We start from the raw sequence: 19,089 nt of genomic DNA on the forward strand, positions 1-19,089 counted from the left end.
TTTCCGAGAAACACCCGGAAATTCCGGGCGCTCCGCCCTGCCCGGAATTCCCGTTCGCCCTCGCACAGAACGGAATGCAGCATGACCACGACCGAGAAGGCACAGATGACCACGTCTTCGCCATCGTTCCGTCCGAACAGGACGGTATTTCCTTCCATGACGACTGGGACAACATCGGCCAGCGGCTCACCGAATCGGGCAGCATCACCCTCACCGGCGTGCGCGTCCCGTGGGATAGCGCGGCAAGTTACGTCGACAAGAAGTTCCGGCCCCTGACCTACAGCACACTCAACATCCCTGCGAAGCTGTGGGCGACCGAAGCGTTGGCAGACAAGGCCGGAGCGGCGATTTCGGCCGTGCTGCACGCGGCGAGGTCGCGGTCCTCATCGCCGCCGCCAAACAGCGGGTGATCGACACCGGACTGGAAATCGGCACGAAGGTCTTCGAGCTGACCGGCGCCGGCGCGAGCGCCACGAAATTCGGCCTGGACCGGTTCTGGCGGAATCTGCGCACGCACACTCTCTCCACGACCCGGTGGCCTACAAACGCCGCGAAGTCGGTGCTTACGCGCTGCTGAACGAACTCCCGGAACCCACCTGGTACACCTGAGCCCGACCGGCGCTAGCGCGCGACGGAATAGGTGAGCAACAGCGCACCCGAAGCGAACCGGCGCTCATCGACGAGCGTGAGCGCCGTCTTCGCGTACTCACCGCCGAACAGCCGCGTCCCGCCGCCGAGGAGCACCGGGTTCACCACGAGCCGCACTTCGTCGAGCAGCCCGAGCCGGGCGGCGGACGTCGCGGCCCCTCCCCCGGCGAAGAGCGCGACGTCACCTTCGAGACCGGCGAGCGCCGAAGCGTCTTCGATCAGGTGGGAGTTATGCCAGGTCGTGTTCCGGAGCGTGCGCGACAGGACGTACTTCGGGAGTTCGTGCATCCGGCGCCGCTGCGTGGCCGAGACCTCGTCCCCGGCGGTCGGCCAATAACCGGCGAGTTCCTCGTAGGCCTTGCGGCCGAAGGCCATGCCGTCGAGCGACTCCAGCAGCTCGTCGATGTGTGCCTGGAACTCGTCGTCGGCGAACCGCCAGTCGATGTCGCCCGCGGTGTCGGCGATGTAGCCGTCGAGCGAAACGTTGACGTGCAGGAAGAAGCGACCCATGTGAACTCCTCGTACGACTTCTTGAACATCTGAACAAGAAGTCAAGGTACACTTCTTGAACGCACTGTCAAGAAGTCGTAGGATGCTGCCATGCCACGTACGGGAAGGCCGCGATCCTTCGACGAGGACCAGGTGATCGGAGGAGCGCTCGACGTCTTCTGGCGGCAGGGTTACTCGGCCACGTCGATGCGGGATCTGAAGGAGGAGCTCGGCATCCTGCCGGGAAGCCTGTACGCCGCGTATGGCGACAAGCACGCGCTTTTCCTGCGAGCACTGGAACGCTACGCGGCCGGCACCGCGAACCAGGCGGACGCTCTCGCCGAAGGCCCGGTTCTCGCACATCTGCGCGAGCTGCTGCTCAGCGTCCTGGAAGCGGCGCGGGAAACCCCGGGACGCGGGTGTCTGCTGGGCAACACCGCCGCCGAACTGCTCCCCGCCGACGAAGCCGCCGGGACGATCGTCCACAGTGGATTCGAAGCGCTGGAAACCGGTATCACGCAAGGGCTCGAAGCCGCACAGCGCGCCGGCGAGATCCGCGCGGACGTCGACTGCGGGACGCAGGCACGGCTCCTGCTCGTCGTCATGCAGGGCCTGCACGTGGTGGCCAGGGCGGAGGCGGATCCGCGCCGCCTCACCGACGCGGTCGACGCCGCTCTGGCGCCCTTGACCGCGAAGTGACCCCTGGGCAACACCGCTGCAGGTGTTGCCCAGCCGGCCGGATCACTCTTCGAAGCCCTCGCCGCCGTCGAAGGCGTCCTCCATCACCTCGCCGAGGATCATGCCGCCGACCACTCCCGCCGCGGCACCGGCGACCATGCCGCCCATCCCGGGACCACGCCTGCCGTGGTGACCGTGATGTCCGTGGTGGTCGTGGTCGTAGTGCTCCTGGTGCCCGCCGAACATGGCATGCCCGCCGCCGGACTCGGCGACCTTGGCCAGCCAGCCGTCGATGGCCGCGGCCCAGTCGGTGCGCAGGGCCTCCTCGTGCGAGACGTGGAAGCGGCCGAAGGAGTCACCGCCGGAGCGGAACATGCCGCCACGCCGGTCGGCTTCCAGCACCACGACGAGGTCGTCGGGGCCGGCGACGAAGGTCAGCTCCACCTGGCTGACGCGGCCGGCGTAGCGCGACGGCGGGAAGAACTCGATCTCCTGGAAGAACCCGAGTTCCTGCCGGACGCCGTGCAGCTGCCCGGCTTCGACGTCGGCACTGCGGAAGGAGAAGCCCAGCTCGCCGAACGCCTCCAGCACCCGGTCCTGCGAATCCAGCGGGCCGACCAGCACCGGGTCGAGGTCGCCCTTGTCCGGCGCGCCGGCGATGACGAGCTCGGTCCGCACACCGACGACCATGCCCGGCAGCTCCCGTCCGCCGACGGCGCTGATCGGCGTCTCCCACGGCAAGGCGAGCTGGAACGGGATGGTGGTCAGCTGCCCCGCCGTCACCTTCACCTTGCGGCCCGCGCTGACCCGCAGGAACTCCGCGGTCCCGGCACGCTCGTGGTCGCCGCGCTCCACCTCGACCCTGGTGACCAGCGAAAGCAGGATCTCCTCGATCTGGGCGTCGCTCGAACCGCCCTGGATGCGGACCTGGCCGGTGATCACCTCGCCGGGAACGGCGTGCGGTGAGTCGAGCACGGTGTCGACGGACGGGCCGCCGACCCCGAAGGCGCTGAGCATCCGTTTGAACATCAGGGATTTCCTCCGCTGGGTACTGGAAAAGAAGTGCCGGAACACTTCGACTACTACCGAGATCCGCCGTCGACCGCCAGGTGAACCGGGTTAAAAACCCCTAAACGGGCGCGACGTCACTACCTTCTCAGATCGGCCTGACGGACGTCGTGCAGGTGGATGTCGACGTCGTAGGAGCGCCCGAGCGAGATGTCGGCCGGATCGACGGGGAACAGGGTGCCGATGGTGCGGGCGAGTGGCTGAGCGGTGCGTACGTCGAGGTATCGAGAAGAAGGTCAAACGTGTCTTGTTCGCGGGCGACGCCGCCGTGGGCTGAAGGCTCCCTTCGCCGCGTCTGATGCGGCGAAAGGAGCCTTCGGCCCTGGTCAGGCGCGAGGGGGTCGTGAGTGGCGGCGTTCTCCTGGTAGTGAGGGCCTCCTTGCCTACTCTGAGGGTAGTGAAGGAGGCTTTCGCTACCGTCGGATGTGGTCCCTGGTGGCAGTGGGGCGACTGTGGCCTCGGCGGCTGGTACTTCACGCAGGGCGTGACTCGCGTGCTTGGGGACGTAACTCGCGTATCTGGATGCCGCACTCGGTGGTGCGGAGCCTGAACACGCGAGTCGCGTCTGTGAACACGCGAGATCCGGGTCTGCACGCGAGGGCGGTGTCGCGTCACCCAGCCCCCGCCTCACTCGAGACACGACACGTTTGCCTTACCTCTCAATAGAACCCGAATCGCCACTCACGACCACCGGCACCGACCACGCCACGTTTGCTCCTATTCGGGGTGAGGAAAACCCCGCCCCCGCGAAAAGCGGGTGGACCCCGCCGCCGGGGTGTGGGTCCCGGCGGCGGGAGTCCACCCGCGTTTATCTCCCTCCGCAGCGGCTGTCCGTCACTCCGCGCGCCACAACGCGGGTGTGGACGGCGGCTCCCAGCCGGGCTGGGCCGTGTGCGCCTGCAAGCACACATAACCGCGACCGCTGAAGGTGACCCGGGTACCCGCGGAATAGCCGGTTCCTGCGGCCCAGGTCGTCCCGCCGGGCGGGTTGGAGGTCGAAGTCGACGTCGTCGGCGTCGTACTGGTCGGCCGGGTGGTCGACGTCTGCGGCACGTTCAGCACGAAGTCGAACGCGGCCTGCCTGCCGGGAGGCGCGTCCCGCACGGTCATCAGCAGCCGCGGGTCGAAGATCGAGTCCGTGTTGTTGCGCGGCTCGTTGGGGAAGTAGAGCTGCGTGGTCAGCACCGGCCTGCCGGGGGCCTGGACCTTGACGTGGATGTGCCGCGTACGACCGGGGTACAGGCCGGGCACGATCGTGCTCAGCGAGAACGCGCCCTGGTCGTTGGTGAACTGGTGACCGCGGAAGGTGTACCCCACGTTGTCGTAGGCGCCGTTGACGTCGGCCTGCCAGAAGTCCAGCAGCACCCGCGCGATCGGCAGGCACCCGAGACCGAAGACGTAGCCGGAGACGGTGAGCCTCGTCCCTTGCGTGTTCGGCGTGACGAGCGACGTCCGCTGCGGGGAATTCGGCTTGAAGTAAGGACCTTCGGTCTGCGGCGGGGTCGGGTCGTCTCCGTCGTCACAGGCCGGGGTCAGCTCGGGTGCCTGGCCGCTCGCGACGGTGGTGCGCGCGAGCGCGGGGCCGCCGATCAACGCGACCGGGGCGGCGACTCCGGCGGCCAGTGCCGCCTTCAGCACAGTCTTTCGGCTGAGCTTGTTCTCTTCGTCCATACCTGCTCCTCGTGGGGGCTTCGGGAATCACCCCCGACGGTATGGAGAAGATCAGCTGCGGACGATGGACTGACTTGGTCAGTCGTGGTGAATCTCCGGGGCCGCGTCACCGGTCCGGCGATAATCGCCGGGGCTCAGTCCCGTTTCACGCCGGAAGAACCGGCAGAAATACGCGGGATCCGCGAATCCGACCCGGCTCGCGACCTGCCGGACGGTGAGATCCGTGCCGAGCAGGAACCGTTTCGCTTCCCGCGTCCTCGCCTCGCGCATCAGTTGTGCCGCCGTCCGGCCGGTCGCCGTTTTCACCGCGTCGGTCAGATATCCCGGCGTGACGCCGATGCGTTCCGCGAGTGCGCCGACCGACCAGAGCCCGAGGTCGGGACGCCCGAGCAACCGGGCGAATTCCGTGCCCACCGCCTGAGCCCTGGCCGGCGGACGTGGATCCGCCAGCCCCGGGAGCCGTCCCGCCCGCACGATCAGCACGTGCATCAGGGCTCGCAGCACCGAATCGGTCCCCTGCCCGCCGCAACGGAATTCCTCGTCCAATTCCGCGACCAGCCGGGCCGTCTCCTCGGCCGCGCGTTCGTCGAGCCGCCACGGCTGCTGGCTCAGCCGTCGCAGGGTTTCGCGATCCGCCGGATGTTCGAGCAGGAAATCGTCGGTGAACAACACGACGAATCCGCTGAGATCGCGGGCATCCCAATGATGCACCTGCCCCGGTGTTATGACCGCTAGTTGTGGCGGCCCCAATTCCCAGCGCGTGAAATCGATGACGTGATCACCGGTGCCGCCGGTGACGTGGACTATTTCGTAGAACGTGTGCCGATGCGGGAACGCCGCCCGCGACATCGGCCCGATCGTGTCGAAGGTGCCGACCGTGAACGGCAGGGCGTCCGGCGCGCGGACTTCCAGCCGATGCAGCGGCAATTCCCCCGCCTTCGGTTTCAGGCAGGGCGTCCTGGGCAACACCGTCGTTCCGCGCATGGTCCGTCCCTTTCACCACACTGGGAAGGAAAAGTCTAGACCAATGCGTGGTGCGCTGACTGCCGACGGAAGTCGCTTCTCGCCCGACCGGTACAGTCGAGATCATCGACGCACGTCCGAAGGGTCACCACGCGATGTCTCCCACCAAGTCGCGCGGTCGGGCCCGGTGGTCGCTCGGCGCGTTCGCCGCACTGGCACTGGCGTGTGCCGTGGCCTGGGCGACGGCGGGCGATTCCCACAGCGACCTCGAGATCTACCGATTCGGCGTCGACACCCTGTGGAACGGCGGCGACCTCTACGGCGCCTTGCCGCTTTCCGAGGCCGGTATCCCGCTGCTGTTCATCTATCCGCCGTTCGCCGCGCTGGTGCTCACGCCGCTGGCGCTGGTGCCGTGGACCGGCGCGGTGCTCCTGCTGTTCGCGCTCAGCCTGGGCGCACTGGGGATCACCTTCTACGCGATCACCCGGACGCTGTGGCCGTCCGGGGACCGGCGGAAGGCGATGCTCGTCGCGTCGCTGGCGATCACTCCGGCGCTCTTCCTCGAACCGGTCCGCCAGACGCTCGGCTTCGGCCAGATCAACCTGCTTCTGATGGGCCTCGTCGCGGCCGACTGCCTGCTGGCGCGGGGCCGTTACCGCGGCATCGGCGTCGGTCTCGCCGCCGCCATCAAGCTGACGCCGATGGCGTTCCTGTTGTTCTTCTTGATACGCAAGGACTTCCGCGGCGCGCTGACCGCGATGGGCACCTTCGTGGCTGCCTCGGCCGTCGCGTTCGCGGTCGCGCCGGAGGCCTCCGCGCGTTACTGGTTCGGCGGGCTCGCCGGGGCGTCCGGGATCAGCGGCACCTCGTTCCACACCAACCAGACCCTGCAGGCCGTGCTGGCGCGGTTCGGCGCCGACTCGGCGAAGCCGCTGTGGATCGTGCTCACCTGTGTGCTGCTGGTGCTGGTGACGCTGACCATGTACCGCTCGGCGATCGTGCCGGCGCTACTGCTGAACGCGACGTTCGCCCTGCTGATCTCGCCGACGTCGTGGTCGCATCACTGGGTGTGGATCGCTCCGGCGCTGTTCACCACCGCCGCCTATGCGGTGCTCAGGCGCCGTCCGGTGGTCTGGCTCGCCGTCACCGGGGTCGTCGCCGCGATCTTCGTCGCGGCACCGTTCCGGTACTTCCCCGCGTTCGACCGGCCAGGCCAGACCTGGACGACCGCCCAGCAATGGCTGGGAAACTGCTACGTCCTCGCGGGCATGGTGTTCGTCGTCGTCGCGGCCGTGCTCGCGCTGCGGAAAGGACCTCGATGCTCGACCTGACCGGCACCACCACCCTCGTCACCGGCGCCAGCGGCGGTATCGGCCGCGGCATCGCCCTGCGTTTCGCGGAAGCCGGCAGCGCCGTCGCCGTGCACTACCACCGTGACGAGGCATCCGCGCTCGCCGTCGTCGACCGGATCCAGAAGGCGGGCGGCACCGCCGAGACCTTCGCCGCCGACCTCACCGACGACGGCGAATGCCACCGTCTCGTGGCCGCCGCCGCGGCCTGGACCGGACAACTGGACACCCTGGTCAACAACGCCGGTGTGCAGCCTGTCGAACCCCTGCCCGGAATGTCGGCGGAAAGCTGGCGCGCGGTCCTCGACGCGAACCTCACCAGCGCGTTCTCCTGCACGCAAGCCGCGGCCGAAGTGATGAACGACGGCAGTATCGTCCACATCGCCTCGATCGAAGCGGCCCAGCCCGCGCCGGGACACGCGCACTACAGCAGCGCGAAGGCCGCCTTGGTCATGCACGCCCGCGCCGCCGCACTCGAATACGGCCCGCGAGGCATCCGCGTCAACGCCGTCTCCCCCGGCCTGATCGACCGCCCCGGACTCGGCGACGCCTGGCCGGACGGCGTCCGGCGCTGGCACCAGGCCGCGCCGCTGGGCAGACTCGGCACGCCCGACGACGTCGCGAACGCCTGCCTGTTCCTCGCCTCGCCGCTCGCGGCGTGGATCACGGGGCACAACCTGACCGTGGACGGAGGCGTGTCGGCTCGTCCGACATGGTGATCGGGGACGCCACTACTCCCGCTTTCTCCGAAGCGCTACTTAAGCGCCTTCGCGTTCTTAAGCCGCTTCGCCGCTTTATCTGCATGTGCATTTCGGATTCTTTCACGCTAGGCCGTTCGTGCTCGCACGTCTGTTCGATTCGGTGTATCGTGGGGGTCGTGGCCAGCAACGACGCAACCCCGACGACGCCCACCGAGTGGTGGCGCGTCGACACCGCGACGCTGCACGCCCGCAAACAAGAACTCGAAATCATCAAACGACGAGCGGATGCGGAACAGAACGCAATCTTGGCGGAAATCAATTCCCGCGGGGTACGCGGATGCAGCGGTCCATTCGACGTTGGCGGCGCTGATCTTCGAGGACTTCCACGTGACGGACAAGGAAGCCAGTGCCCGCGCCGACCGCGTCCTGGCCCTGCATCCCGGCCCGGCTATCGGCGGAGACCCCGAACCACCCCTAGCACCATTGACGGCCGCGGCCGCCGTGGAGGGCGCGATCGGCGGTTCGCAGATCGACGCGATCATCCGCACCCTCGCCCGCATCCCCTCCACTGTGCCCGAGGAGGATGTCCGAGCCGGGGAGAAGATCCTGGTCGATTTGGCTCGTCACGCCGGGCCGCGGCAGATCGCCCGCGCCGGACGCCGCCTGCTGGACGAACTCGACCCCGACGGCAAAGAACCCCGCAACGAGGATCCGAAGGACACCCGACCAGAGATGCGGTTCGTCAAACACCGCGACGGCACCCTCGGCCTCAAGGCCAGGCTTGACCTGGAAACGTATGCCCGGTTGAAGTCGGATCTGGATCCGATGGCCAAGCCGCACAAGGCCATCGACGGCGTCCGGGATTCCCGTACTCAGGATGAACGCTACGGGGATGCCTTCACCGACTACGTCCGCTTGAAGACCACCAGCCGCAACCTCCCCGGCCAGGCAGGCGAGGCGACCCACATTTTGGTCACCATGTCGTATGAGGACCTCATGCGGGATCTAGGCGAAGCACACCTCGACCTCGTCGGACCGATCAGCGCCACCGACGCCCGCATCCTCGCCTGCGACGCCCGCGTCCGACCCGGCGTCCTCGGCACCGCAGGCGAACCCTTGGACATCGGCCGCTCCAAACGCACCGTCTCCCTCGCCCAAAAATACGCCCTCACCCTCCGCGACGGCGGCTGCGCCTTCCCCGGCTGCGACATGCCCGTGCCCCGCTGTACCGCCCACCACATCGTCTTCTGGCGTCACCACGGTGAAACGAAGATCGACAATCTAGTGCTCCTGTGCACCAAACGCCACCGGCTCATCCACCACAGTGAATGGAAAGTCCAGATCGCCCAAGACGGCTTGCCCGAATTCACCGCCCCCACCTACCTCGACCCCACCGGAACACCAAGGAGAAACACCATGCACCTACGGATTTAGGCCGCCCCCTGTGAACCAGCCGCCGAAACGAGCTGTCGAACCTCAGCTACCCGTCCAGAAACCGGGTCGGCTAAACGACACCGAGCCCACAACGAGCCCGCATCCTCGGCCCATCGCGCCAACGAGCAACCGAGCCTCAGCCACCTGTCCGGGAACCGAGCTCAACGGCGCCATCATCGGCTTCGGATTTCGGTCCCTCGCCTCAGGTTCGTCACCAGCGCCGTCGACTTTCCCGTGACGGCGGCCGCGAGTGGTCGTTCGAGACCGGGAAGGCGTGCCAGGCGAAGCAAAAACCGGCGTGCCTGAAGCAGCAACCGGTTCGCGGGCAGGAACCATCGGGCGCCCCGGCGGGCGACGTGTTGCTTCTCCTTCACCACCGGGCGGACCAGCTTTTCGTACTGTACGAAGGCGGTCTCGATCGAGGGTGATCGGGTGAGTTGTTCGGCAAGGACGAACGCGCCCGCGATCCCGAGCGAAGCGCCTTGGCCGGCGAGAAGGGAGACTGCGTAACAGGAATCGCCGACGAGGACGACCCGGCCGCGGCTCCAGGACGGCATCTCGATCTGCGCGACCTGGTCGTAGTACACCTCGCGAGGAGGCGGGCAAAGATCGAGGGCCTTGGGCACCGCCCAGCCGAGCGAGTCGTAGTTCGCGCGGAGTGCCGCTCGCGCGTCATCGGGCAGGGTCGGATCCGTCGTGCGGTGTACGGCGAACGCCGCGAGTTTGCCGTCGCGGAGACCGTAGAAGCCCATCTGTCTTCCGATGGTGTCGGTCAGGCAGAACCGCTCCCCCACTTGCGCGCGGATCTCTTCGTCCTCGAAGACGAAGGCCGCCGTGTGGAAACCGAGGTAACGCAAGTACCGGCTTTCGTCACCGAAGACCAGCCGTCGCACGGTCGAATGGATTCCGTCGGCCCCGACCAGCAGGTCGGCTTCGAGCGTCTCGCCGTCCGCCAGGGTGATCCGCACGCGGTCACCGAGGTCATCGACGCCTGTGACGCCGGCGCCGAACCGGACGTCCACTGTGGACGGAAGTTCCGTACGCAGGACGCGTTCCAGGTCGGGGCGCATGATGCTGCGGAGCCTGCCTCGCACCGACTTGGCGAACTGGACGTAGTCGATCGCCGCCCGGCGGCGGCCACGTTCGTCCAGCAAACTCGCTTCGTTCACCTGGTATGCCACGTCTTCGACCTGAGGCAGCAGGCCCATCTCCTCGACCGCGTCGAAGCCGGGGCCGAAGAAGTCGATCATGTAGCCCTGCTCCCGCGTACCCGTGGCACGTTCCAGCACCACGACGTCGACGTCCGACGCCGCGAGCCGGTGCGCCAACGCCAGTCCGGTGATCCCGGCACCGCAGATCGCCACCTTCATCGGGGTTCCTCCCTTTCGGTTCAGCCGACCAGTCTGCGCAGGACGGACGGAGAGATGTCGCGGCCGAGCTCCGGGCCGAGCGCGCGATGCAGCAGAAGCCCGTCCACCGCGGCGAAAAGCACCGCGGCCGTGTCTTCGGCTTCGGCCACGCCACGTTCCGCCAACCAGCCGCCGAAACGGGTGCGCATACCGGCGAGGATTTCACGGATGCCCTCACGCAAGGTGTCGTCGCGGGTCGCGGTGAGGTAGGCCTCGGCGAACAGCAACGACATCGGGTCGGTGCCGGAGTACTCGCCGACCGACGCCAGCAGCGCGTCCACCGCGCCGGCGGGCGTCCCGACGGTTTCCAGTGCCGGTTCGAAGGCGACGGCGACCTCGCGCATCGCCCCCAGTACGGCCTCGATCAGCAAGGCCTGCAGCGAGGGGAAGTGGTAGTGCACGACGCTCGGCGTGACCCCCGCGCGGTCGGCCAGGATCCGGGTGCTGACCGCGGACCAGCCGAGTTCGGGCACGAGCGCGACGGCCGCTTCGAGCAACCGCCGCCGCACGGCCTGACCACGTTCCGCCGCCGGGGATCCTGCCATCATCGCCTCCTAGGGCGTTCGTCCTGTACGACTGCCCTGATCGTATGCCCGGATCCGGTGACGGCGCAAACTCGGTGGTCACAGTGCCGTTCGCCCGACGCGGTAAAAATGACCTCGCCCCGGCTGGGCGCCATCGTGAGGCTTGCTCTTCCGAACTCACTTTGGAGGAACCATGGTCTCGAAGCCCCGCGTCGCACTGGGAGCGCTCGTACTGCTCGTGCTAGGGGGCGGGATGATCGCGTTGCTGGTCGCGCTCGAGGCGGACGCCTTCTGGGTCAAGACCCTGCCGGGCGTCGTGATGGTGGGCGCGGCGGTCTTCGCCCAGTCCCTTGGCTTCTTCAACAAGGCGCCGAAGGACTAGACCGGGGCAACCTTCCCGCCCCACGGCGCGTTCTCCCAGCACAGGGAGGAGGCGCCATGGAGATCATCGTGGTGAACGAACTGGGTGTCCGCGCCGTGGTGCTGACCCTCCGTGCCAAGGGATCGGCGCTTCGCTTCCGGTTGTTCCCCATGGTGCACCTCGGAACACAGGCCTACTTCGACGCGGTCCGGCGACAGGCGAACGACTGCGACGTGGTGGTGGCCGAAGGAGTCGGTGACGCCGGCTCGGTGTCCCGGATGACCGCGAGTTACCGGCTGGCGGCACGGAACAAACGCCTCGGGCTCGTGGTGCAGGACCTGAAGGCCGACAGCTTCACCGTGCCGACGATCCGTCCCGACCTCGATGGTCCGGCGTTCTCCGAGGGCTGGCGCCGCGTCCCGCTCGGTGACCGGCTGATGGTGTCCCTCCTGGCGCCGGCACTGGGCACGTTCCTGCGGGGCTTCGGCACGCGCGGCATGTTGGCGCGGTTCATGACCGTCGACGACGAAGACGACTCCTGGGTCGATTCCGCCGGGGCCATGCCCGAATTCGACGACCTGATCGTCGGCAGTCGGGACAAACTCCTCGTGGACGCGCTGGCCGGACTGCATGAACAGCGCGGGCACGAACCGGTGACGATCGGCGTGGTCTACGGCGCCGAACACATGCGGGCGGTCGTCCGCGAACTCCGTACCCGGTTCGGCTACGTCGTGCGGGACGCGGAATACGTCACCGTGTTCACCCTCTGACGGGAGACCTTCAGACGCGCTGAGGCGCGAAGGTCCGGCGGTAGTCCTGCGGGGAGACCCCGACGACCTTGTGGAAATGGTGGCGCAGCAAGGCTCCCGAGCCGAAACCGCAGCGGCGCGCGACCTCGTCGATGCCCATCGTCGTCTCCTCCAGCAGCGACCTCGCGTGCAGGACCCGTTGCGTCGAAAGCCATCGGTGCGGAGTGGTGCCCGTCTCGGCGACGAACTTGCGGGCGAAGGTGCGCTCGGACATCCGGGCCCGGCCGGCGAGATCGGCGACGGAGTGGTCGTGGGCGATGGTGTCGAGCATCCAGGTGAGCACCGGCTGGAGGCTGTCACCGGTGCACTCCGGGATCGGCACCTCGACGAACTGACGTTGCCCGCCCTCGCGCTGCGGCGGCACCACCATGCGCCGGGCGATCGCGGTGGCCGCGGCGGAGCCGAGTTCGCGCCGGATCAGATGCAGGCAGGCGTCGATGCCTGCGGCCGTTCCGGCGCTGGTGATGATGTCGCCGTCGTCGACGAAGAGGACGTCGGGATCCAGCTGCGCCAACGGGAACCGGTTCCGGAACCTGGTGCTGTGCCGCCAGTGGTTCGTGCAGCGCCGCCCGTCGAGCAGGCCGGCGGCGCCCAGCACGAAAGCGCCGGTGCAGACCGAAAGCAGCGTGGCTCCCCGCGCCGAAACCGCGCGAAGTGCTTCGAGGACCGCGGGCGGATACTCGTCGCGCACGTCGCAGGCGGGGACGACGACGAGGTCCGCGTCCTCGGTCGCTTCGAGACCGTGTTCCGGGGTCACCTTGACGCCGTGGCCGAGGCTGAGCGGCTCCCCCGCGCGCTCCCCGCACACGCGGAAGTCGAGCAGTGGCACTCCGTCATCGGTGCGGTCGTAGCCGAACACCTCGCAGACGACACCGAACTCGAAGGGGGCGAAGTCGTCCATCAGCACCACGGCGACGCTCTTCAGCATGGTCCGAGCATAGCTGGCAGGATCTTGACGCACAACGACAGAACTGCCACTTCTGGCAGGATGTCTCGTGGCGCAAACTTACTGCCATGACCGCAATCATCGTGACCCTCGCCCTGATCGCCCTCGTCACCTACCTCCTGAACCGCAACCACACGCGGCAAGGACGGCCGGACGTCGCCGGTGGCGACCCGCTCACCAGGCCCTTCTGGAGGGGCGGCACCACAGTCTGAAGCCATTTCGAAGGCCACGATGTCGATGACCCGGTGTCACGAGAGACACGTTCCCCGCCGGGGCCGCTGACGAAGCCCGCATCCGCCGAGGTCAAACCGCATATACCGGTTTAAACCTCTTGCCCCGCATTTTCTGCCGGTTACCAGTTTTCTGGTTAGGGTGCAGTGGTGCAAACGGGTTAACTCGGGCGGAAGGAGATCGCGCTGTCATCGGCGCGTGGCTGAACATGAGTTCGCAGGACGGTAAACAAGCGGAAGAAGAGGTAGGCGCGGAGACCGCGACAGACCTCGCCCACGCACCGGATACGACAGGCCCGGGCCATCCGCCCGATGAGCACGTCCCCCTCGACCTCGCCTCCGAACGCCCCGCCAAGACCGACCGGACCGTTTTCGGTGTGGCCGCGGCACTCGCGCTCGCGATCATCGTCTGGGGTGTGCTGGCCCCGGAAAACCTCGCCAGTGTCGCGTCGACTCTGTTGAACGACGCCGTGATCCCGTACGGCGGCTGGGCTTTCGTGCTGACAGCGAGTGGTTTCGTGCTCTTCGCGGTCTGTCTGGCCATAAGCCGCTACGGCCGGATCCCGCTGGGCGGGGACAAGGAACTGCCCGAATTCCGGACGTCGTCGTGGATCGCGATGATGTTCAGCGCCGGCATGGGCATCGGCCTGATGTTCTTCGGGGTGTACGAACCGGTCTCCCACCTCGCGAGCCCGCCTCCGGGAACCGCGGCCCCGAATTCCGACGAAGCCGTCCACACCGCGATGGCGACGACGTTGTTCCACTGGACCGTGCACCCGTGGGCGATCTACGCGGTGGTCGGTCTCGCGATCGCCTACAGCACCTTCCGCAAGGGCCGCACCCAGCTGATCAGTTCGGTGTTCGCGCCGCTGATCGGCAAGCGGCGCACCGAAGGCCCGCTGGGCAAGGCGATCGACATCATGGCGATCTTCGCCACCCTGTTCGGTTCGGCCGCGTCACTCGGCCTCGGCGCGCTGCAGGTCGGTGGCGGGATGGGCGCCGTCGGCTGGATCGACGACCCCGGCAAGGGCCTGCTGGTCGCGATCATCGCGATCCTCACCATCGCGTTCATCGCTTCGGCGGTTTCCGGGGTGGCCAAGGGGATCCAGTGGCTGTCCAACATCAACATGGTGCTCGCCGCGGTGCTCGCGGTGTTCGTGCTGGTGGTCGGGCCGACCGTGCTGATCCTCAACATCGTGCCGGGCGCGATCGGCGACTACTTCCGCGAGCTGGCCGAGATGTCCGGCCGCACCGGGATGACCGGTGGCGACGAGATGCAGACCTGGCTCGGCGGCTGGACGGTCTTCTACTGGGCGTGGTGGATCTCGTGGACGCCCTTCGTGGGCATGTTCATCGCGCGGATCTCCCGCGGCCGCACCATCCGGCAGTTCATCTTCGGGGTCATCGCGATCCCGAGCATCGTGAGCCTGATCTGGTTCGCGATCTTCGGTGGCGCGGCGATCAGCAGGCAACGGGCCGGGACGGACATCGCGGGCGCGGGCAGTGCCCAGTCGGCGACGTTCGAACTGCTCGAGACCCTGCCGTGGTTCATCCCGATCGCGATACTGGTGATGATCCTGGTGTCCATCTTCTTCGTCTCCGGTGCCGACGCGGCGTCGGTGGTGATGGGCACCTTGTCCCAGCGCGGAAGCGTGCATCCGAAGAAGACCGTCGTGATCTTCTGGGGCGTGCTGATGGGCGCCGTCGCGGCGGTGATGCTGCTGGTCGGCGGGAACAAGGCGCTGACCGGTCTGCAGAATCTCACCATCCTGATCGCGGTGCCGTTCGTGTTCGTGATGGTCGGGTTGTGCGTGTCGGTCTGGAAGGACCTGCGCAACGACCCGCTGATGAAGCAGGAAGACGCGATGATGTTGTCGCTGAAGGAACTGCACGAGGAACGCACCAACAGCCACGGCCGCCGTCGAATCCTCGGACGGTCGAAGCAGCGCTCCTGAGCCCGTAAGTACATGAAGGCCCCCATCCTTGCGCCTAGGTACAGGATGGGGGCCTTCATGTACTTCAGGCGCGTCCGATGGCGACGAAGGCGCACAGCGCGAGGTAAGCGAGATCCAGCAGCGCGATCATGGGCTCGCGGCGACGCAGGCGCACGACCACGGCGCCCGCCATGACCAGCGCCAGACCGAGGGCCGCCAGCGGCACGAGCTCCGGCGCGATGTCGAGCAAGGCCGGAAGGATCAGGCCGGCCGCGCCCAGGATCTCGACCAGCCCGATGAACTTCACCGTGCCGGATCCGAACTCCAGCACCCATCCCGCGGCCGATCCCGCCCTGGCGATCGTTTCCCTTCGCAGGAACAGTTTCCCGACGCCGGACACGAGATACATGACGGCAAGCAGCCAGGCGACGATCCACAGTGCGGTGTCCATCAGTGCCCCGCGAACTGGCCCGGCGTGTAGTCGCCCGCCGGCTGCCGGGTGATGACGTTGAGCCGGTTGAAGGTGTTGATGAGCGCGATCTGGGTCACCAGCGCCACGAGCTGCTCGTCGTCGTAGTGCTTGGCGGCGGCCGCCCACGCCTCGTCGGTGACTCCGCTGCCGTCGGCGAGACGGCAGCCCTGTTCGGTGAGTTCCAGCGCGGCGCGTTCGGCCTCGGTGAAGACCGTCGCCTCGCGCCAGCACGCGATCAGGTTCAGCCGGGTCGTGGTCTCCCCCGCGTGCGCCGCGTCCTTGGTGTGCATGTCGAGGCAGCCCGAGCAGCCGTTGATCTGGCTGGCCCGGATGTTCACCAGTTCCCTTGTCGCCAAAGGAAGTTCGCTGCCGTCGAGGACCTTCGCGGCCGAAACGAGGTGCTTCACCAGCTTCGGCGCGAGAGCCGTCTTGAGGAATTCGAGCCGTGCCTGCATGGGATTTCTCCTTCTCGTCGGTGTTCACTTACTTCGACGAGGAGGACTCCCGAGAGGTAACACCCATGGCCGCGAGGCGACGCGGGTCACTCACGGACTCGATTTCGACGATGCGGCCGTCGACGATCGTGCAGGACATCACGCCGAGCAGCTTGCCGCTCTTGCTCCACGACACGATCCCCGCCTTGCCGTCGACCAGCGCGGGACGGGTGGTGACGGCGGCGCGCGCCCCGCGTTGGACCCGCGTGGCCACCTCGGCCGCACCGAGCCGCACGACCTCGCCGTGCCTGCTCCGCGAACGCCACGTCACGTCGGGGTCGAGCACCTCGATCAAACCGTCGAAGTCTCCTTCGCGCGCGGCTGCGAGGAACGCCTCGACGACAGCGCGCTGCCGCGGCTCGTCGGCCGGGCGCTGTCCCCGCACCTTCCGGCGGGCCCGGCTGGCGAGCATCTTGGCCGCGTCGGCGGATTTGCCGAGGATGTCGCCGATCTCGGCGAACGGGACCCCGAAAAGATCGTGCAGTACGAAGGCCAGCCGCTCGGCCGGGCCGAGGGTGTCGAGCACCACCACCAGCGCCACGCCGACCGATTCGGCGAGCAGCGCGTCCTCTTCCGGCGAGTCCTCGAGCACGAGCAGCTCGGGCGGCTCCTCGTAGGAATCCTCGGGGCGGGTCTTGCGGGAACGCAGGACGTCGATGCAGACGCGGCCGACGACGGTGGTCAGCCAGCCGGACAGGTTGTCGATCGTGTCGGCGTCCTGGCTGGCCAGCCGCAGCCAGGCCTCCTGGACGGCGTCCTCGGCGTCCGCGCGCGAACCGAGCATCCGGTGTGCCACGGCCACCAGACGCCCGCGCTGCTCCTCGAACGCGCTGGCCAGGGCTTCGCCGGTCATGTCGATACCTTTCTCGCGCCGAACCCGTCATGGACATGACGAGCGCGACGCGAGAAAGGTAACCGATGGAGCCCTCCTGAATCCGGCTCAGACGTCCCGGATAGGCGTCTTCACGACCTTCTTCATGCCGGGGTTCGACGTCTTCGGCTTCTTCGTCTTGCCGGGTTCGGGCTCCGGCTCCGGTTCCGCGGTCGAGCCGCCGATGCCGGAGTCGATCGCCGCCGTGACGATCAGGTTCCGCTCGTCGGACGAGATGACCTCGCCGTCGAGGAGCTCCTGCGTCACGGCCCGCACGTAGGTCACGAACTGCTCGTTCGACGAGTAGTCCGACTCGTCGTCGATCACGTCGTTGATCGTGCAGCCGTTGCCGGTGTCGCGGTTCTCGACCTGGCTGTCCGCCGTGCCGAGGATCACGGTGTCACGGACGTCGGAGTCCGGGCAGGCGTCCGGGCCCGGCGGCGGGCCGACGATGGTGAACGCGCCGCCCTGTTCCGCCGAGACGTTGCCCGCCTTGTCCGAGGCGCGGTACGCCAGCGTGTGCGTGCCGAGCTCGGTCACCTTCACCGGCGCGGTGTAGACGGTCCAGGCCCCACCGTCCAATTTGTACTCGATCTTGTCCACACCGGACCCGGTGTCGGTCGCGGTCAGGTTGATGGTCGCGTCTTCGATGTACGACCAGCTTCCGTCCAGATCACCGCTCACCACCACCGAAACGGCGGGCGCGGTGCTGTCGTCGCCTTCGACGATGGTGAACGTCGCCGTGCCTTCCGCCGAGACGTTGCCCGCCTTGTCGGTGGCGCGGTACTTCACCGTGTGCGCGCCGACGACGGTGAGCGCGAGCGGCGCCGAGTACGTCAGCCACGGGCCACCGTCCAACTGGTACTCGACCTTGCCGACACCCGAACCGGCGTCGGTCGCCGTGAGGGTCACGGTCGCCTTGCCGACGTAGTTCCCGGCGGTGTCCTTGGTCCCGGTCACCTCGGAGGTCACCGTCGGCGCGGTGGTGTCACTGCTGACGATCGTGAAGTGCGCCATGCCCTCCGGCGAGACGTTGCCCGCCTTGTCCGAAGCGCGGTAGTGGACCATGTGCATCCCCGGCGCGGAGACCGCGACCGGGGCGGTGTACGCGGTCCACGCGCCTTCGTCCACTTTGTACTCGACCTTGTCGACGCCGGTGCCGGCGTCGGTCGCGGTGAGCTTCACGGTGGCGGTGTCGAGGTAGTTGCCCGCGGTGTCCTTGGTCCCCGTCACCTCGGCGGTCACCGTCGGCGGAGTCGTGTCACCGGGCTGCCCGGTGACGACGGTGAACGACGACATCCCCTCCGGTGAAACGTTTCCCACCTTGTCCGACGCGCGATAGTGGACCATGTGCGCACCGGCCGCGGAAACCACCACGGGCGCCGTGTACGCGGTCCAGGCACCGCCGTCGAGCTGGTACTCGACCTTGTCCACACCGGACTGGCTGTCCGAAGCGGCCAGGTTCACCGTCGCGGAACCGACGTAGTTCCCGGCGGTGTCCTTGGTGCCGGTGACGTTCGCGGTCACCGTCGGCGGGGTGGTGTCGGCACCGCCGCCGTCGGTGACGACGAACTCGCCGAACATCTTGCTGTGCCCCTGGATCGTGCAGTAGAACCGGTACTTCCCCGGGGTCAGCGTCACCGTCGCCTGGTGCTCGCCGTTCTTCTCGTCATAGGGATTGGCGACGATGTTCAGGGGGACGTCGTGGTTGTAGCCCGGCGTCGACGTGTCGAACGTCAGCGTGTGCGACATCGTCGAGCCGAGCGCTTCGGTGTTCTTGAACAGGATCGTGGTCTCGCCGGCCACCGCGGTGGCCGGCGCGCTGAGGTAGTGGTCGGTGCTGTCGCCCGCGGTCCATTCCAGGGTCTGGACAGGGGCGGCGACGGCGGGGGCGGAGGAGCTCGGTAACACCATGCCCAGTATCGCGAGCGCCGCGGCGAGCAACGCCGCGACGAGGGTTCTTGGGGACATCGCAGGGAAACCTTCCGTACAGGGGAGGCCGGCCGGGCACGCGAAACCCGCGCGCCCGGCCGGCTTT

Annotated in this window: 18 protein-coding genes and 2 pseudogenes; 9 read left to right on the top strand and 11 right to left on the bottom strand. The window is 67.7% G+C overall.

Translation table 11 applies throughout. The annotated features are described in order from the left end of the window. Nucleotides 1-95: 95 nt before the first annotated feature. Nucleotides 96-609 (top strand): annotated as a pseudogene (locus tag ACLJO0_RS33010) (monooxygenase); the annotation flags it as partial. Nucleotides 610-621: 12 nt separating this feature from the next. Here the strand turns inward: ACLJO0_RS33010 and ACLJO0_RS33015 are convergent. Further along, complete coding sequence (locus tag ACLJO0_RS33015) at nt 622-1,158, bottom strand: dihydrofolate reductase family protein (protein WP_410582872.1); 537 nt, start codon at nt 1,156-1,158, stop codon at nt 622-624. Nucleotides 1,159-1,248: 90 nt separating this feature from the next. Here ACLJO0_RS33015 and ACLJO0_RS33020 point away from each other — a divergent pair, with 90 nt between their 5' ends. Continuing rightward, the gene (locus ACLJO0_RS33020; protein WP_410582874.1) at nt 1,249-1,836 is read left to right on the top strand and encodes a TetR/AcrR family transcriptional regulator; all 588 of its coding nucleotides are present in this window, start codon (nt 1,249-1,251) and stop codon (nt 1,834-1,836) included. 42 nt (nt 1,837-1,878) lie between these two features. On the opposite strand, the gene ACLJO0_RS33025 is transcribed toward ACLJO0_RS33020, so the two are convergent. From ACLJO0_RS33025 to ACLJO0_RS33035, 3 genes are all read right to left on the bottom strand, one after another. Then, entirely contained in the window at nt 1,879-2,844 is a 966-nt protein-coding gene (locus ACLJO0_RS33025; protein WP_410582875.1) for a sporulation protein, read from the bottom strand. A gap of 873 nt (nt 2,845-3,717) precedes the next feature. Beyond that, nucleotides 3,718-4,554 (bottom strand): carbohydrate-binding protein, encoded by an 837-nt coding sequence (locus ACLJO0_RS33030; protein WP_410582876.1) that lies wholly within the window; start codon nt 4,552-4,554, stop codon nt 3,718-3,720. A gap of 78 nt (nt 4,555-4,632) precedes the next feature. Continuing rightward, entirely contained in the window at nt 4,633-5,538 is a 906-nt protein-coding gene (locus tag ACLJO0_RS33035; RefSeq protein ID WP_125796251.1) for an AraC family transcriptional regulator, read from the bottom strand. Nucleotides 5,539-5,672: 134 nt separating this feature from the next. Here ACLJO0_RS33035 and ACLJO0_RS33040 point away from each other — a divergent pair, with 134 nt between their 5' ends. The 3 genes and pseudogenes from ACLJO0_RS33040 (at nt 5,673) to ACLJO0_RS33050 (ending at nt 9,001) form a co-directional block, all read left to right on the top strand. Beyond that, complete coding sequence (locus ACLJO0_RS33040; RefSeq protein ID WP_410582878.1) at nt 5,673-6,848, top strand: glycosyltransferase 87 family protein; 1,176 nt, start codon at nt 5,673-5,675, stop codon at nt 6,846-6,848. Next, entirely contained in the window at nt 6,836-7,585 is a 750-nt protein-coding gene (locus ACLJO0_RS33045) for an SDR family NAD(P)-dependent oxidoreductase (protein ID WP_410582880.1), read from the top strand. Before ACLJO0_RS33040 ends, ACLJO0_RS33045 begins: the two co-directional genes overlap by 13 nt. Before the next feature lie 158 nt (nt 7,586-7,743). After that, a pseudogene (locus ACLJO0_RS33050) lies at nt 7,744-9,001 on the top strand (DUF222 domain-containing protein). Nucleotides 9,002-9,174: 173 nt separating this feature from the next. Here ACLJO0_RS33050 and ACLJO0_RS33055 read toward each other — a convergent pair. Beyond that, entirely contained in the window at nt 9,175-10,371 is a 1,197-nt protein-coding gene (locus tag ACLJO0_RS33055; RefSeq protein WP_410582881.1) for an FAD-dependent monooxygenase, read from the bottom strand. 20 nt (nt 10,372-10,391) lie between these two features. Beyond that, complete coding sequence (locus tag ACLJO0_RS33060) at nt 10,392-10,955, bottom strand: TetR/AcrR family transcriptional regulator (RefSeq protein WP_410582883.1); 564 nt, start codon at nt 10,953-10,955, stop codon at nt 10,392-10,394. 172 nt (nt 10,956-11,127) lie between these two features. Between ACLJO0_RS33060 and ACLJO0_RS33065 the strand changes: the two genes are divergently transcribed. Next, on the top strand, nt 11,128-11,316 hold the full coding sequence (locus ACLJO0_RS33065) for a hypothetical protein (RefSeq protein WP_125796257.1): 189 nt from the start codon (nt 11,128-11,130) through the stop codon (nt 11,314-11,316). A 56-nt stretch (nt 11,317-11,372) separates the two neighbouring features. Continuing rightward, complete coding sequence (locus tag ACLJO0_RS33070) at nt 11,373-12,065, top strand: hypothetical protein (RefSeq protein WP_410582884.1); 693 nt, start codon at nt 11,373-11,375, stop codon at nt 12,063-12,065. A gap of 10 nt (nt 12,066-12,075) precedes the next feature. Here ACLJO0_RS33070 and ACLJO0_RS33075 read toward each other — a convergent pair whose 3' ends face one another. After that, the gene (locus tag ACLJO0_RS33075; protein WP_410582886.1) at nt 12,076-13,032 is read right to left on the bottom strand and encodes a GlxA family transcriptional regulator; all 957 of its coding nucleotides are present in this window, start codon (nt 13,030-13,032) and stop codon (nt 12,076-12,078) included. 86 nt (nt 13,033-13,118) lie between these two features. On the opposite strand from ACLJO0_RS33075, the gene ACLJO0_RS33080 reads away from it, so the two are divergent. Together ACLJO0_RS33080 and ACLJO0_RS33085 are read left to right on the top strand one after the other, a co-directional pair. Next, nucleotides 13,119-13,262, top strand: coding sequence for a hypothetical protein (locus ACLJO0_RS33080; RefSeq protein ID WP_199749137.1), 144 nt, complete (start codon nt 13,119-13,121; stop codon nt 13,260-13,262). Between the two features lie 227 nt (nt 13,263-13,489). Continuing rightward, on the top strand, nt 13,490-15,235 hold the full coding sequence (locus ACLJO0_RS33085) for a BCCT family transporter (RefSeq protein WP_410582888.1): 1,746 nt from the start codon (nt 13,490-13,492) through the stop codon (nt 15,233-15,235). A 64-nt stretch (nt 15,236-15,299) separates the two neighbouring features. On the opposite strand, the gene ACLJO0_RS33090 is transcribed toward ACLJO0_RS33085, so the two are convergent. The 4 genes from ACLJO0_RS33090 to ACLJO0_RS33105 form a co-directional block, all read right to left on the bottom strand. Continuing rightward, nucleotides 15,300-15,665, bottom strand: coding sequence for a DoxX family protein (locus ACLJO0_RS33090; protein WP_410582890.1), 366 nt, complete (start codon nt 15,663-15,665; stop codon nt 15,300-15,302). Continuing rightward, on the bottom strand, nt 15,665-16,141 hold the full coding sequence (locus ACLJO0_RS33095; RefSeq protein WP_410582891.1) for a carboxymuconolactone decarboxylase family protein: 477 nt from the start codon (nt 16,139-16,141) through the stop codon (nt 15,665-15,667). Before ACLJO0_RS33095 ends, ACLJO0_RS33090 begins: the two co-directional genes overlap by 1 nt. Nucleotides 16,142-16,169: 28 nt before the next feature. Then, nucleotides 16,170-17,033, bottom strand: coding sequence for a sigma-70 family RNA polymerase sigma factor (locus tag ACLJO0_RS33100; RefSeq protein WP_410582892.1), 864 nt, complete (start codon nt 17,031-17,033; stop codon nt 16,170-16,172). A gap of 87 nt (nt 17,034-17,120) precedes the next feature. Next, on the bottom strand, nt 17,121-19,022 hold the full coding sequence (locus ACLJO0_RS33105) for an OmpL47-type beta-barrel domain-containing protein (protein ID WP_410582893.1): 1,902 nt from the start codon (nt 19,020-19,022) through the stop codon (nt 17,121-17,123). Nucleotides 19,023-19,089: the final 67 nt, after the last annotated feature.

Origin of the sequence: Amycolatopsis sp. lyj-108, from assembly GCF_046549005.1 — a bacterium.
Taxonomy (GTDB): domain Bacteria; phylum Actinomycetota; class Actinomycetes; order Mycobacteriales; family Pseudonocardiaceae; genus Amycolatopsis.

Excerpts from the sequence above, each read along its gene's own strand:
- ACLJO0_RS33095 (WP_410582891.1), bottom strand. The coding sequence starts at position 16,141 with ATGCAGGCACGGCTCGAATTCCTCAAGACGGCTCTCGCGCCGAAGCTG.
- ACLJO0_RS33055 (WP_410582881.1), bottom strand. The coding sequence starts at position 10,371 with ATGAAGGTGGCGATCTGCGGTGCCGGGATCACCGGACTGGCGTTGGCG.
- ACLJO0_RS33105 (WP_410582893.1), bottom strand. The coding sequence starts at position 19,022 with ATGTCCCCAAGAACCCTCGTCGCGGCGTTGCTCGCCGCGGCGCTCGCG.
- ACLJO0_RS33020 (WP_410582874.1), top strand. The coding sequence starts at position 1,249 with ATGCCACGTACGGGAAGGCCGCGATCCTTCGACGAGGACCAGGTGATC.
- ACLJO0_RS33075 (WP_410582886.1), bottom strand. The coding sequence starts at position 13,032 with ATGCTGAAGAGCGTCGCCGTGGTGCTGATGGACGACTTCGCCCCCTTC.
- ACLJO0_RS33045 (WP_410582880.1), top strand. The coding sequence starts at position 6,836 with ATGCTCGACCTGACCGGCACCACCACCCTCGTCACCGGCGCCAGCGGC.
- ACLJO0_RS33040 (WP_410582878.1), top strand. The coding sequence starts at position 5,673 with ATGTCTCCCACCAAGTCGCGCGGTCGGGCCCGGTGGTCGCTCGGCGCG.
- ACLJO0_RS33080 (WP_199749137.1), top strand. The coding sequence starts at position 13,119 with ATGACCGCAATCATCGTGACCCTCGCCCTGATCGCCCTCGTCACCTAC.
- ACLJO0_RS33025 (WP_410582875.1), bottom strand. The coding sequence starts at position 2,844 with ATGTTCAAACGGATGCTCAGCGCCTTCGGGGTCGGCGGCCCGTCCGTC.
- ACLJO0_RS33035 (WP_125796251.1), bottom strand. The coding sequence starts at position 5,538 with ATGCGCGGAACGACGGTGTTGCCCAGGACGCCCTGCCTGAAACCGAAG.
- ACLJO0_RS33085 (WP_410582888.1), top strand. The coding sequence starts at position 13,490 with ATGAGTTCGCAGGACGGTAAACAAGCGGAAGAAGAGGTAGGCGCGGAG.
- ACLJO0_RS33100 (WP_410582892.1), bottom strand. The coding sequence starts at position 17,033 with ATGACCGGCGAAGCCCTGGCCAGCGCGTTCGAGGAGCAGCGCGGGCGT.
- ACLJO0_RS33065 (WP_125796257.1), top strand. The coding sequence starts at position 11,128 with ATGGTCTCGAAGCCCCGCGTCGCACTGGGAGCGCTCGTACTGCTCGTG.
- ACLJO0_RS33030 (WP_410582876.1), bottom strand. The coding sequence starts at position 4,554 with ATGGACGAAGAGAACAAGCTCAGCCGAAAGACTGTGCTGAAGGCGGCA.
- ACLJO0_RS33060 (WP_410582883.1), bottom strand. The coding sequence starts at position 10,955 with ATGGCAGGATCCCCGGCGGCGGAACGTGGTCAGGCCGTGCGGCGGCGG.
- ACLJO0_RS33090 (WP_410582890.1), bottom strand. The coding sequence starts at position 15,665 with ATGGACACCGCACTGTGGATCGTCGCCTGGCTGCTTGCCGTCATGTAT.
- ACLJO0_RS33070 (WP_410582884.1), top strand. The coding sequence starts at position 11,373 with ATGGAGATCATCGTGGTGAACGAACTGGGTGTCCGCGCCGTGGTGCTG.
- ACLJO0_RS33015 (WP_410582872.1), bottom strand. The coding sequence starts at position 1,158 with ATGGGTCGCTTCTTCCTGCACGTCAACGTTTCGCTCGACGGCTACATC.